The 12598-nt window shown below is 72.3% G+C and carries 11 protein-coding genes; 4 read left to right on the top strand and 7 right to left on the bottom strand.

The window, feature by feature from the left end; genetic code table 11:
* Positions 1–18: 18 nt before the first annotated feature.
* Complete coding sequence (locus tag ACGFWE_RS03435) at positions 19–990, top strand: aldo/keto reductase (RefSeq protein ID WP_393597523.1); 972 nt, start codon at positions 19–21, stop codon at positions 988–990.
* Here ACGFWE_RS03435 and ACGFWE_RS03430 read toward each other — a convergent pair.
* Positions 981–1493 carry a hypothetical protein gene (locus ACGFWE_RS03430; protein ID WP_393597521.1) on the bottom strand — a complete coding sequence of 171 codons (513 nt, stop codon included), beginning with the start codon at positions 1491–1493 and terminating at the stop codon, positions 981–983. The two genes, ACGFWE_RS03435 and ACGFWE_RS03430, sit on opposite strands and share 10 nt — an antisense overlap.
* Before the next feature lie 57 nt (positions 1494–1550).
* Between ACGFWE_RS03430 and ACGFWE_RS03425 the strand changes: the two genes are divergently transcribed.
* Both ACGFWE_RS03425 and ACGFWE_RS03420 read left to right on the top strand, forming a co-directional pair.
* Positions 1551–2984: a GH1 family beta-glucosidase gene (locus ACGFWE_RS03425; protein WP_393597519.1), complete on the top strand. Its 1434-nt coding sequence runs from the start codon at positions 1551–1553 to the stop codon at positions 2982–2984.
* A gap of 82 nt (positions 2985–3066) precedes the next feature.
* Positions 3067–4161, top strand: a complete 1095-nt coding sequence (locus tag ACGFWE_RS03420; RefSeq protein WP_393597517.1) for an ABC transporter substrate-binding protein — start codon at positions 3067–3069, stop codon at positions 4159–4161.
* A gap of 18 nt (positions 4162–4179) precedes the next feature.
* On the opposite strand, the gene ACGFWE_RS03415 is transcribed toward ACGFWE_RS03420, so the two are convergent.
* The 4 genes from ACGFWE_RS03415 to ACGFWE_RS03400 all read right to left on the bottom strand — a co-directional run bounded on the left by ACGFWE_RS03415 (position 4180) and on the right by ACGFWE_RS03400 (position 8336).
* A complete protein-coding gene (locus tag ACGFWE_RS03415; RefSeq protein ID WP_352384636.1) occupies positions 4180–4533 on the bottom strand; it encodes a VOC family protein in 354 nt (117 codons plus the stop codon).
* Positions 4534–4577: 44 nt separating this feature from the next.
* Positions 4578–5081 (bottom strand): MarR family transcriptional regulator, encoded by a 504-nt coding sequence (locus ACGFWE_RS03410; protein ID WP_352384638.1) that lies wholly within the window; start codon positions 5079–5081, stop codon positions 4578–4580.
* Positions 5082–5187: 106 nt separating this feature from the next.
* On the bottom strand, positions 5188–6168 hold the full coding sequence (locus ACGFWE_RS03405; RefSeq protein WP_393597515.1) for an aldo/keto reductase: 981 nt from the start codon (positions 6166–6168) through the stop codon (positions 5188–5190).
* Positions 6169–6281: 113 nt separating this feature from the next.
* Entirely contained in the window at positions 6282–8336 is a 2055-nt protein-coding gene (locus ACGFWE_RS03400) for a nitrate- and nitrite sensing domain-containing protein (protein WP_393597513.1), read from the bottom strand.
* 302 nt (positions 8337–8638) lie between these two features.
* Here ACGFWE_RS03400 and ACGFWE_RS03395 point away from each other — a divergent pair, with 302 nt between their 5' ends.
* Entirely contained in the window at positions 8639–9556 is a 918-nt protein-coding gene (locus tag ACGFWE_RS03395) for an LLM class F420-dependent oxidoreductase (RefSeq protein ID WP_352384644.1), read from the top strand.
* A 6-nt stretch (positions 9557–9562) separates the two neighbouring features.
* Here the strand turns inward: ACGFWE_RS03395 and ACGFWE_RS03390 are convergent, their stop codons facing one another.
* Both ACGFWE_RS03390 and ACGFWE_RS03385 read right to left on the bottom strand, forming a co-directional pair.
* Complete coding sequence (locus ACGFWE_RS03390) at positions 9563–10684, bottom strand: PP2C family protein-serine/threonine phosphatase (RefSeq protein ID WP_352384645.1); 1122 nt, start codon at positions 10682–10684, stop codon at positions 9563–9565.
* Between the two features lie 96 nt (positions 10685–10780).
* The gene (locus ACGFWE_RS03385) at positions 10781–12493 is read right to left on the bottom strand and encodes a helix-turn-helix domain-containing protein (RefSeq protein WP_393597510.1); all 1713 of its coding nucleotides are present in this window, start codon (positions 12491–12493) and stop codon (positions 10781–10783) included.
* Positions 12494–12598 lie beyond the last annotated feature (105 nt).

Genomic DNA, 12598 nt, shown 5'->3' with positions numbered 1-12598 from the left:
CAGGGAGTACGACAGCACATGCGTTACCGCGAACTCGGCCGCACCGGACTGACCGTGTCGGAGATCGGCTACGGCGCCTGGGGACTGGGCCAGGGAGCCTGGGTCGGCGCCGACGACGACTCCGCCGTCCGCGCCCTGCACCGCGCTCTCGACCTGGGCGTCACCTTCATCGACACCGCCCGGGCCTACGACCGCAGCGAGCGCGTCGTCGGCCGGGCGCTCAAGGAACTGCCGGGCGGTGGCGACGGCGTCCACGTGGCGACGAAGGTCGGGCCGAAGGTGCACGTCTCCCTGACGCCCAGCGGTCTTGACCCCATGGAGGTGTTCCCCGGCTCACATCTGCGCGAGAGCCTGGAGACCAGCCTGCGCGAACTCGGCCGCGACCACGTCGACCTCCTCCAGCTGCACACCTGGGAGGACGAATGGACCGGCCAGGGCGACCTGTTGGAGACGGTGGACGCCCTCAAGCAGGAGGGCAAGATCAGGTTCTTCGGGATCTCCGTCAAGGACCACCAGCCCGAGAACGTCCTCCGCGTGCTGCGCACCGGCGTCCTGGACACCGTCCAGGTCATCTACAACGTCTTCGAACAGGCCCCGTCCGACGCCCTGTTGCCGGCCTGCGAGGAGTACGGCGTCGGCGTGATCGTCCGTGTCGCCCTCGACGAAGGCGCCCTGACCGGATCGATCCGCAAGGGAGTCACCTTCCCCGAAGGGGACTGGCGCAACTGGTACTTCAGGGAGGACCGGCCCGCCCAGGTCGAGCAGCGCGTCGACGCGATCCTCGCCGAGCTGGGCATCGGAGTCGACGAACTCCCGTCCGCCGCGCTGCGGTTCGCTCTCGCGGGGCAGGCGGTCTCCACGGTCGTCGTGGGGATGCGGTCCCTGACGAACGTCGAACGCAACGCGGCGATCGCGGACGCCCCGCCGCTCACCCCGCGGGAGCTGTCCCTGCTGGCCGGGCACCGCTGGGCGAAGAACTTCTACAGCTGATCCGTTCCCGCGCCGACGGCAGGGCGGGGCCCGTACTCGAACCACCGCACAAGGGTCTCGCCCGCGCCCGCGTCGCCCACCTCGGCGTCGCCGACGCCGTACAGGCCGATGTGGACGCCGACGAACCCGCCGGCGCGTTCCGTGCTGAAGAAGGGCCGCTCGATGCCGCCCACCGTGCTGTTCCCGGCGCGGAAGGTGTAGCCGGACTCGTCGCTCCCCACCGCGAGGACGACCTCGGCGTCGGTCACGGCGACGGCGCCGAGACGGGTGGTGGTGCCTGCCTCCACCGCGGTGAGGACGACCTGCCGCGCTCCGTCGGTGCCCACGGTGAGCGCCAGGATGGCGTGCCACCGGCCGTTCTGGAAGACGACCAGCCCCGCCTCCTGTGTCGGCGCGGCGGCGAAAGGGACGCGGGGGCGAGAACGCGGGCGTACTCCGAGGCAGACGGGGTGGGAGGGGGATTGGCCGGGGCGGAGGTCTTGACAGCTTGTTAACGTTAACATCACCGTGGTTCCCGGGCACCGCCCCCATCCTCTGGCCCTCACCGGAAAGCGACCCGCATGTCGACAGCCCAGCCCGTGTCCTTCCCCGCGCACTTCCTCCTCGGCTCCGCGACCGCCGCCTACCAGATCGAGGGCGCCGCCGACGAGGACGGGCGCGGTCCCTCCATCTGGGACACCTACTCCCACACGCCGGGCAAGACGTGGAACGGCGACACCGGTGACGTGGCGGCCGACCACTACCACCGCCTCGACGAGGACCTCGACCTCATGGCGTCCCTGGGCCTCAGGGCCTACCGGTTCTCGATCGCCTGGCCGCGCATCCAGCCCACCGGCCGGGGGCCGGCCAACCCCAAGGGGCTGGACTTCTACAGCCGGCTGGTCGACGGCCTGCTCCAGCGGGACATCGCCCCCGTCGCGACCCTGTACCACTGGGATCTGCCGCAGGCCCTCGAGGACGAGGGCGGCTGGACGAACCGCGAGACCGCCTTCGCCTTCGCCGAGTACGCCCGTGTCGTCGGCGAGGCCCTCGGCGACCGGGTCGCGATCTGGACCACGCTGAACGAGCCCTGGTGCTCCGCCTACCTCGGCTACGGCGCCGGAGCCCACGCCCCCGGCCGCAGCGACGGCGCCGCGGCGCTGACCGCGGTCCACCACCTCAACCTCGCCCACGGGCTGGCGGTTCAGCAGCTCAGGGAGGTCACCACCAACGACCCGCAGTACTCGGTCACCCTCAACTTCCATGTTCTGCGCGGCGAGGGGGACGGCGCCGAGGAAGCCGTACGCCGCATCGACGCGCTGGCCAACCGCGCCTTCACCGACCCCCTGCTGCGCGGTCATTACCCGCGGGACCTCATGGAGGACACCGCGGCCGTCACGGACTGGTCGTTCGTCGAGGACGGTGACCTCGCGCTGATCCGGCAGCCCCTGGACCTGCTCGGCGTCAACTACTACGCCACCACCCGGGTTCGCCTGTGGGACGGCACGACGGCACGTCAGAACAACGACGGTCACAAGGACATGGGCGGCTCGCCCTGGCCCGGCTCCCCGCAGGTCGAGTTCGTCGCGCAGGAGGGCCCGCACACCGCCATGGGCTGGAACATCGACCCCGACGGACTCGAAGAACTCCTCCTGGACCTGCACGCCCGCTTCCCGGACCTGCCCCTGGTCGTCACCGAGAACGGAGCGGCCTTCGAGGACCACCTCACCACCCGCCCCGACGGCAGCCCTGCCGTTCACGACCCGGAGCGCGTCGACTACCTCCACCGGCACTTCGTCGCCGCCCACCGGGCGCTCGCCGCCGGTGTCGATCTGCGCGGGTACTTCGTGTGGTCGCTGATGGACAACTTCGAATGGGGATACGGCTATTCGAAGCGCTTCGGCATCGTCCACGTCGACTACGAGACCCAGCGCCGCACGCTGAAGGACAGCGCCCTGTGGTACCGGGAACTGACGACGACGGGCATCATCCCGCCCCCTCGAACCACCAAGTAGCCCGGACGGGGCGGACGCCGGGTGGAGCGGGGACCGTCAATGGGGTTGCCTGCGGGGGAGAGGGGCGGGTGCAATGTCCGGCATGACCACCCAGGCGCGTCCGGCGACACGGCCGGTCCGGATCGGCGCTCTCGTTCCGCTGACGCGGCCCGGTTGGGTCGAGGCGGGCCGGCACCTCCTCGCCGGCCTGGAGCTGTCGGTCGGTGACGTCAATGACGCCGGCGGGATCGGCGGAAGGCCGCTCGAGCTGCTGGTGAGGGACACCGCGGCTGATCCGCAGCGGGCCGCGGCGGCCGTGGACGAACTGGCTCGGCTGGGCGTGGCCGCCGTGGCGGGCGAGTACCACAGCGTCGTGGCCCGCGCCGCTGCCGCCAAGGCCGACACCCTCCGCCTGCCGTTCCTCTGCTCGTCGGCGGTTCTCGACACGCTGACCGAACAGCCGACCGAGTGGGTCGCGCGGCTCCCCCCGCCGCAGTCCCACGGCTGGCAGGTCTACGCGGGCTTCCTCCTCGGAGCGGGTCACCGCCGGATCGCCGTGGCGGGCGAACCGAGCGTCTACTGGGCGGCGGGGACCCGCATCCTGCGCGACCACCTCGCTCCGCGCGGCGGAACCGTCATCGAACTCGACGCCCGGGCACTCACCCCCGAGGACGTGTGCCACCGGCTCGTGGACCGGCGGGCGACGGCCCTCCTGCTCCTGGTCGGCTTCCCCGAGCCTGCCGTGTCGATCGTCGGATCCGTCCGCCGTGACCGGCGCCTCGCCGAGTGCATGATCGGAGCTCCGGCCGGGCAACCCGAGTTCGCCGAATGGGCGAGCCTGCTGGGCGGTGACGGCGCCGGAATCCCGTTCCTGCGCTATCTGCCCGAGCACCTCGGCCCACTCGGTACGCGGGTGGAGACAGCCCTCCGCGAGCGGCTGGGCGCGGCGCCCTCCTTCGTGGCCTTCGAGGGCTACGACACGATCGCCGTCCTCGCCGACGTGCTGCGCTCCCACGGGACGGACCGGGCGGACATCGCCGCGGCCTGGCCGCGCGTGGCGGTCGAAGGCACCCGCGGGCCGATCCGGTTCTCCCGCGTGCCCGGCGTCAGCGTCTGGCAGTGGGACCGGGCACCGGTCCGGATCGTCGACCGGGATCCGTCGGAACCCGGCCGCTTCCGGATCCGGCACGTCGGCTGAGGCCGGGGTGTCGGCCGGTCAGGCGGGCTGCCACAGCTCGATGCGGTTGCCCTCCGGGTCGGTGACCCAGCCGAATCGGCCGACGCCCTCCATGTCCTGGGTCTCCTCGGCCACGTCCGCTCCGGCGGCGCGCAGTTGCGCGAGCATCGCGTCCAGGTCGCGGACCCGGAAGTTGAGCATGGTCTGCTGGGCGCGGGACCCGAAGTAGGCGGTCCCGGACTCGAACGTCGCGAACACCGTGGGCCCGGCCTCCTGCCGCCACAGTCCGTTCTCGTCGGCCTCCAGGCCCAGGCAGTCGCGGTACCACGCGCTCAGGGCCACGGGGTCGTCCGACCTGAGGAAGTATCCGCCGATTCCCAGCACACGTTCCATGCCGGCCATCCTGCCAGGAGCGCGTGCCGCCCGCCTCGGGGGACTCAGGGCAGCAGCGGCAGGGAGTCCCGGGCCGCGTGGCTGAGAATGCGCAGGTCCTCCGCGAAGCGTTCCCGGTGGGCGGCGGGCAGGGGCTCCAGGAAGTACCGCTTGATGTTCGCCACGTGCAGCCGGGAGGCGCGTACGGCGGTCTCCTCACCCAGGGGCGTCAGATGGACCAGGCGTCCGCGCCGGTCGTCCGGGTCCGTGACGCGCCGCACCAGCCCGGCCGCCTCCATCCGGTCCACCAGCCGCGTCGCCCCGCCCGTGCTGAGCACCTGCTCCTGGCCGATCGCCCGCATCGACAGCCCCGGCTCGCCCGCCCGGCCCAGGATCAGCAGCACCTCGTACATCAGGTGGCTGATCCCGCACTCCTCCTCTATCCGCCGGCCCAGGATGTACTCCAGCCGGTTCGCGGCGCCCTGCAGCCGCCCGAACGCCAGGACCAGCGCGTCGTCGGCCGCCTCCTTGGCGGTCGTGATCTCCCTCTGAGCGTCCTGCTCGCCCACGGCACCTCCGTATGTTCTCCAGGGCGGAACCTATCGCGCCTGATCATGGCGAGGCTCCGAGGGACTTCGCAGGCAACCGGACCGGTCGGGCACCCTGAGCGTGCGCTCACGTCACGGGTGCCCGCTCGTCCAGGAGCCCCTTGCCCCGCAGGTCGTCCCACAGCCGGGTCGGGATCTCCGCGCCGAACGCCGCCGTGTTGCTGCGTACCTCCTCCGCCGTACGCATGCCGACGACGATGCCAGCGACCGCCGGATGGCGGAGCGGAAACGCCATCGCCAGCTCCGGGAGGGTCACGCCGTGGGCCTCGCAGACATCGGCGATGCGGTGCGCACGCTGCAGCAGGCGCGACGAGGCGGGGGCGTAGTCGAAGGTGCTGCCCTCGGTGGGGCGGGCCGTGGCGAGCAGACCGGAGTTGAAGACCGACGCGGCGAGGACCGAGACCCCGCGGTCGGTGCACAGGGGCAGGAGTTCGTCCAGGGCGCTGTGGTCCAGGAGCGTGTAGCGGCCGGACAGCATCACGACGTCGACGTCCGACTCCCTGACCAGCCGGGTCAGTTTGCCGGGGTGGTACATCCCCGCGCCGATCGCCCCCACCACGCCCTGGGCGCGGAGTTCGGCGAGGGCCGGGTATCCGTCGCGCAAGGCGTCCTCGAAGTGCTCCTCCGCGTCGTGCAGGAACAGCACGTCGAGACGGTCCACGCCCATCCGCTCCAGCGAGTCCGCCACGCTGCGCAGCACACCGTCCCGCGTGAAGTCCCACACCCTGCGGTGGGTGGCGGGCACCGCGAAGCTCTCGTCCATACGGCCCGCCGCGTCCTGCGGGACCAGCAGCCGGCCGACCTTCGTCGACAGGGTGAACTCGTCACGCGGCCTGCCCCGGAGCAGGGCGCCGGTGCGCCGCTCGGAGTGGCCGATGCCGTAGTGCGGGGAGGTGTCGAAGTAGCGGATGCCGCTGTCCCAGGCCGCCTCCAGGGCACCCGCGGCCGTCTCGTCGTCCAGCGGTGCGAAGAGTCCGCCGAGCGGGCCGCCACCGAAGCCCAGCTCGGTGACGTGCACATCGGTCTTCCCGAGCCGGTTGCGCCTCATCCACCGTTCCCCTCGACTGTGCCGACACCGAGCGATCATCCTGCCGTGGCAAGGGCCCCGGGGCCAAGGCGATTTACCGGGGCGGGGTTCCTCCGGCCACGAGCCCCTCTCGCCTATCTGTCGTTCCAGGCCTCGTATCCGCGGGCGGTGGCCTCGGGGAAGCCGGGGTCCGTGAAGGTCGCCAGGGCCATGGTGTCGATGTCGGACTCCGCCGGTGTTCCCCGGTAGGTGATCGTGTCCGGGAGCATCGCCAGTGCCGTCGTGCCCTGGCCCTCCTCGGAGGGGCGGAGCTGGACGCGGATGCCGTGCCGGTCCGCGAGCCGGCCGACCACGTACAGGCCCATGCGCTGGGAGATCGCCGCGTCCACGGTGGGCGGGTCGGCCAGGGTGTGGTTGATGTCGGCCAGCTCCTCCGGCGGCAGCCCGATACCCCGGTCGTGGATCTCGACCATGATCCGGCCGTCGGGCAGCCGCGCCGCGGTGACCCGGACCCGGGACTGCGGCGAGGAGAACGTCGTCGCGTTCTCCACGAGTTCGGCCAGCATGTGCACCAGGTCGGTCACGGCGCGGCCGTGGATCTCGGCCTCCGGGACCCCCGCCAGCTCGACCCGCTCGTACTGCTCGACCTCCGAGGCCGCGGCGCGGATCACGTCGACGAGGGGCAGCGGCTGGTCCCACTGCTGGGCGGGCGTCTCACCGCCGAGCACCAGGAGGTTCTCGCCGTTGCGGCGCACGCGGGTGGCGAGGTGGTCCATCTTGAAGAGGTTCTCCAGCTGGTCGGGGTCCGCCTCCTTGCCCTCCAGACTGGTGATCAGCGCGAGTTGACGCTCGATCAGCGACTGGTTGCGACGCGCCAGGTTGCTGAAGATCGTGTTGATGTTGGCGCGCAGCAGGGCCTGTTCGGCGGCGAGCCGGACGGCCTCGCGGTGCACGTGGTCGAAGGCGCGGGCGACCTCGCCGATCTCGTCCGTGGTGGTGATCGGTATCGGCACCACCTGGGCGTCGACCCGGCCGGGGATGGCCCGGGTGAGCTGGGTGAGCAGGGCGGGGAGCCGCTGTCCGGCGATCTCGTGGGCCGAGGCGCTCAGCCGGCGCATGCTGGTGCTCATCGTCCGGGCCACCCAGGCGGCCAGCAGGAAGGCGACGAGGACCGCGGTGAGCACCAGTACGGCGTTGATGACGGCGTCGTTGCGGGCGTCGTCGGCGATGCTGTGGGCGTCCGCCAGCGCGCTGTCGGTGAGGTGCACCTCGACACCGCGGTAGGCGTCGAAGCTGAGGGTGGAGGCGGCGAAGAACGCCTCGGGCGTGATGCCCTCGGCGGCGAGCTGCTGCGCCGACTTGCCCGAGGCGATCTCGCCGGCCATCTTCGCCAGGCCCGGCGCGGCCACGAAGGTCTTCCCCGCCGCCTCGGCCTGCGTCTGCGCCTGCTCGGCCTGCTCCTTGCCCTGCTTCTCCGCGTCGGACAGCGCCTTGCGCAGCCGGGCCATGTCGTCGGCGGTGCCGGCGCCGGCGTACTCCTGGAGCGCGACCTGTTCGAGATAGACGTAGGAACTGAACGAGCCGAGCTGGGCCTGCAGTTCGCCCGGGGCGAGTTTGGCGCGGTCCTCGACGAGGAGGTGGGTGCCGATCGCCCGGATCAGGGACTCGGCGGCCTGGGTGAGGGACGCGGCGTAGAGGGTGCGGCCGAAGCTCGCCTGGTTGCTGCTGCCGAAGCCGAGCTCGTTGGAGAGTTCCATCAGCGGGTGCTGGACGGCGTGGTAGCTCTCCTCGGTCTGCACGCCGGTCAGCCGGGAGGTGAAGGCGTTCGCGCGCACGGACGCGAGCTGCTTCTCGCCGGTGCGCACGAGTTCGACCCGGCGCAGCAGTCCGGCGGTCTGCGGCATCCGCTCCACCGCCTCGTTGAACCTCTCGGCGTCGGCGTCGGTGATCGCGCGGGCCTTCGTGACCACCGTCGATGTCCGGTCGCCCTTGACCAGGGGGATCACCGACACATCGCGTTCGTCGATGGCGTCGCTGGCGTACTTGTTGGCCGCCTGGACCAGTTCCGCCACGCGGACCGCGTCGTCGGCGTCCTGCCAGGTGTCGATGGAGCGCTTGACCCGTATACCGCCGAGGACAAGGGCCACGATGACCGGGATGAGGAGGATGGCCTGGAGTTTCCTGGCCACGCGCCAGTTTCTGGTTCCCCAGCCCCGGCGGGTGGCGGTCGGTGCGTTCGACAAGATGGCCTCACGGTTCTGGTTCGCCTCGCGTCCTGCACTCTTAAGAACGTGGCGCACAGGGCTGGGTGTTCAGATCGGTCCCATATGTTCGGATCGGCCCGCCGAGCGAACCGGTGAAGGCGAGCGGTGTGTCGGCCAGTGTCACAGATTCCGGCGCTGTCCTGTCCTGCCCGCTCCGGCAGCCAGGCTCGGCCTCGGACACGCTGCGGAGAGGAATTCCCGTGCGGGGGAGGGCAGTTGCTTCAGGTATGACCCTTGGACTGGCTCTTCCTCTCCATCATCGGATCGACCCCACGGTGCAGCTCGCGCGGGAGGCCCACGAGGCCGGACTGCGTTCCGTGTGGTTCGGACAGACCTTCGGATACGACTCTCCCTCGCTGGCCGCCATCGTCGGCCGCGAGGTGCCCGGACTCCAGGTCGGCACCTCCGCGATCCCCGTCTTCGGCCGCCATCCTCTGCTCGTCGCCAGTCAGGCGCTCACGGCCCAGGCCGCCACCGGCGGCCGCTACCACCTCGGGCTCGCGCTCGGCACCAAGCACTTCACCGAGACCGGGTTCGGCATCCCGTACGAGCGCCCCATCGCCCGGCTGCGGGAGTTCCTCACCGCCCTGCGCCTGCTCGTGGAGACCGGCAGCGCCGACTTCCACGGCGAGCTGCTGACCGCCACGACCCCGCTGCCGGCCACGGTGCCGGGCGCCGAACCGCCGGTGCCGATCCTGGTCGCCGCCATGGCACCGCAGGCCCTGCGTGTCTCCGGTGAACTCGCCGACGGCATCCTGCCGTTGCTCGCCGGCCCGCGTGCGCTCGCCGAGCACATCGTCCCGGCCGTCACCGCCGCGGCCGAGTCCGCGGGCCGCCCGGCACCGCGGATCGTGGCCTTCGTGCCGGGCGTGGTCACCGCCGACGTCGAGGCCGTTCGGCGGACGGCGACCGAGACGCTCGCGTTCTACGAGCAGTTCCCCTCCTACCAGCGCGTCCTCGGTCTATCCGGCGCCACCCGAGCCGCGGACCTGGCCGTCATCGGCGACGAGGAGACCGTCGCCGCCGAAGTGCGCCGCTACCGTGACGCGGGGGCCACGGAGGTGGTGTTCACCGCGACGGACCTGGGCGGCGACGAGGACCAGCGCCGCACCTGGAAGCTGCTGGGGGAACTGGCGGACGGCTGAGCGGTCTCAGAGGCGCAGGGAGCGGCGGACCGTCAGGACGGCCACGTCGTCGTGCGGGCCGCCGCGGCCGGCGAACGCGCGGGCGTCGTCGTGCAGGGCCTGCGGCAGCTCGGTGGGGGAGAGGCCGACGTACTTCGTCAGGCGCTCGTCGACCGGGTAGAAGGCGCCGTCCGCCGAGCGGGTCTCCGTCAGGCCGTCGGTGCTCAGCAGCAGCGTCGCTCCCTCGGGGAACTCGAACCAGCCCACGGTCGTGGGCTCGTGGGCGAGTTCGGCCAGGCCCAGCGGAACCCCGGGCTCGAGGTCGGGAGTGCGCACGGACCCCTCGTGGAGCACATGCGGCAGCACGTGTCCGCAGTTCACGGCCTGCACCTCGGTGTCCGCGTCGACGCCGACGATGAGCGCGGTGACGAAGCGTTCGTCGTCGCCGGTGTGCATGGCGTAGGAGTTGTGCCGTACGACGGCGGCGTCCAGGGCGTCCACGAGCGCGGTGAGGGTGGGCTCGCGGTAGGCCGCCTCCCGGAAGGCGCCGATGACGGCGAACGCGGTGCCCACGGCGGCGAGCCCCTTGCCCTGGACGTCCCCGATCAGCACCCGGGTGCCGAAGGGCGAGTCGACGACGTCGTAGATGTCCCCGCCGACGAGGCGTTCCTCCTGGAGCGGCTCGTACACGCCGTTGACCAGCACGTCGTCGGTCAGGAGGGGGAGGGGATGCAGGATGTGCCGCTGCATGGCCGCGGCGGTGGAACGCAGCCGCAGCATCGCGCGCTCGCGTTTGATCCGGCGGTGGCATCCGTAGACGGAGGTCGCCGCCAGGACCAGGGTGAACAGGACCAGCAGCAGCCGGTCGAACCAGTGGCCCGCGTTGCGGTCCCGCAGCAGCACGCTGGCCGTGACGACGAGCGTGGTCCACACGGCGACGAACGCCGTCTGCCGGACCGTGCCCAGCGCCGAGGCGGCACCCGGCAGGAACACCAGGAGCCCCAGAAGCCACACCTCGGACCCGGACAGCGCGCCGAGGAACTCGACCAGGCCGGTCACGGTCACCACGGCGGCGACCAGCCGGGCGTCGCCCGGCGGCTCGATGGTGTCGAAGGTGTCGCCGGGTCTCTTGCGGCGGCTACCGGTCATGCGCGCTCCCGGGCAGATGGTGATCTGCCTCTACGGTATGCAGGCACCCTCCGGCCCGGAGCGGCGCCCCGCCGATCAGAGTTCACCCTCCGCTCCTCAGCCCTCGTACTCCCGCAGTTTGCGATACAGCGTCGCCCGCCCGATGCCGAGTGCCGCCGCCGCGCGGGACTTGTTGCCGCCGTGGCGGTGCAAAGTCCTGAGGATCGTGGTGCGTTCGGCGTGTTCCATCGGGCTGAGCGGACGGACGGGTGGTCCCTGCCGCACGGTGTCCGGCAGTTCGGCCCGGCGGACCGGTCCCCGGACCCGCCGGTGCTCCGCCAGGGCCTGGACGACGTGGGCGAGTTCGGTGACGTTCCCGGGCCACGGATGCTGTTCGAGCGCGCTCAGGGCATCCAGGGTCCAGGTCAGCGGAGGAGTTCCCGGTGCCGGGCGCGGCGCGAGGGCCGACAGCAACTCCCTGATGTCCTCGGTGCGTTCCCGCAGCGGCGGCAGGACGACCGTGCGGGCGGCCAGCTTGTCGAGGAGCCGCTGCAAGCAGGGGCCGGGCGCGGTTCCGGGGGTGTGGGTCACCAGCAGCCGGGTGTCCGGGTGCGTGTCGAGCAGGGAGTTGAGCGTCGCCACGGCGGACTGCGTCAGCCGCTCGGCGTGCCGGAGGACCAGGGGGCTCCCCGCGGCCCATGCCGCCAAGCCCCCTTCGAGCGCGCCCTCTTCCGCCGCGTCGACCAGCTGGAGGCCACCCGGTCCCAGCAGCTCCCGGGCCAGCGCGGTCTTCCCCGTGCCCCGTTCACCGGTCAGCAGCACGGGCTCGGGGGAGCGGACCAGCTCGGCGGCGCGCTGCACGGCGTACGCCCACGGCGGAGAAGAGCCGGCCAGACGGGACAGCGGGCGCGGCCGGGGCCTCGGTGGGCTCTCGTCCCGCGGTTCCAGGACGGCCACGATCCCCACGACCGCGCCCTCCTGACGCACCAGGTCGATCCGGGCCCCGCACCCCGCTCCGTCGGGCAACTCGGCGGACACCGGCGCATCCGTGTGCCGGGCCGTCATCGCCGTACGCTCAAGAGCCCGAAGCACCTCCGGAGTCGCGAGCCGCTCCGCCGCCACGCTGATCAGGCGGTTGCGGCCGTCCAGCGCGGCCACCGCGCGGCCCTCTCCTCGCGCCGCTCGCGTGTAGGCGTCCAGGAGGACCTGTTCGGGCCGTCCCGCCCGGGCCGGCAGTTCGGCCTCGATCGCGGCGGCCGCGGCCTCGGCGAGCGCCGCCTGCGGGTGCGGCCGGCGCCCGCCGCACAGGTGGGAGGCGACGGTGACCGTGCCCAGTGCCTGTCCGCTGTTCGGCGCGCGGACCGGGACGCTGACCGCCGACACGTCCTGCCACACGTCGAGGAAGTGCTCGGGCCCGTACACCTCGGCACGGCGCCGGCCGCGCAGGGCGAGGGCCGCGCTGTTGTGCCCGACCTCCTGCTCCGACAGCCCCGGGCACGGGGCGAACCCGCCGGTGTTCCCGGACGTCCACAGCACGCGCAGCCGCGCGTCGGTGAGGAGGAGGACGTGGTGGCCGGCGCCCAGCGCGGGGGCGATCCGTTCGAGCACCGGACGGGCGGCGCCGAGCAGCGCCGACTCGGCCGGCCGGGGCGGATCGGCGGGGGGCTCCTTCAAGTCGTGCGGTACGCCGAAGAAGCGGGCCCGCCGCCACGCCGCGAGAACCTCCTCCGGCACACCGTCGGGCAGCGGGCGCCCGGCCAGGAAGCGCTCGCGCGCCACTCGCAGCGGCGGGAGGGCGTGGACTGCGGGGGAGGGCTCTGTGGTGGTCACGACCCCTCCACCGTAGCGGGTTCGGTTGAATGGGCAACGACTGCCCCGCACGGAGGGTGGTGTCTCCTGACGGCCGGTGCGGATGTCTCATTTCGAGACACCCGC

This window comes from Streptomyces sp. NPDC048523 (assembly GCF_043199815.1).
GTDB lineage: Bacteria > Actinomycetota > Actinomycetes > Streptomycetales > Streptomycetaceae > Streptomyces.
This window is presented reverse-complemented; position numbering and strand designations above follow the sequence as displayed.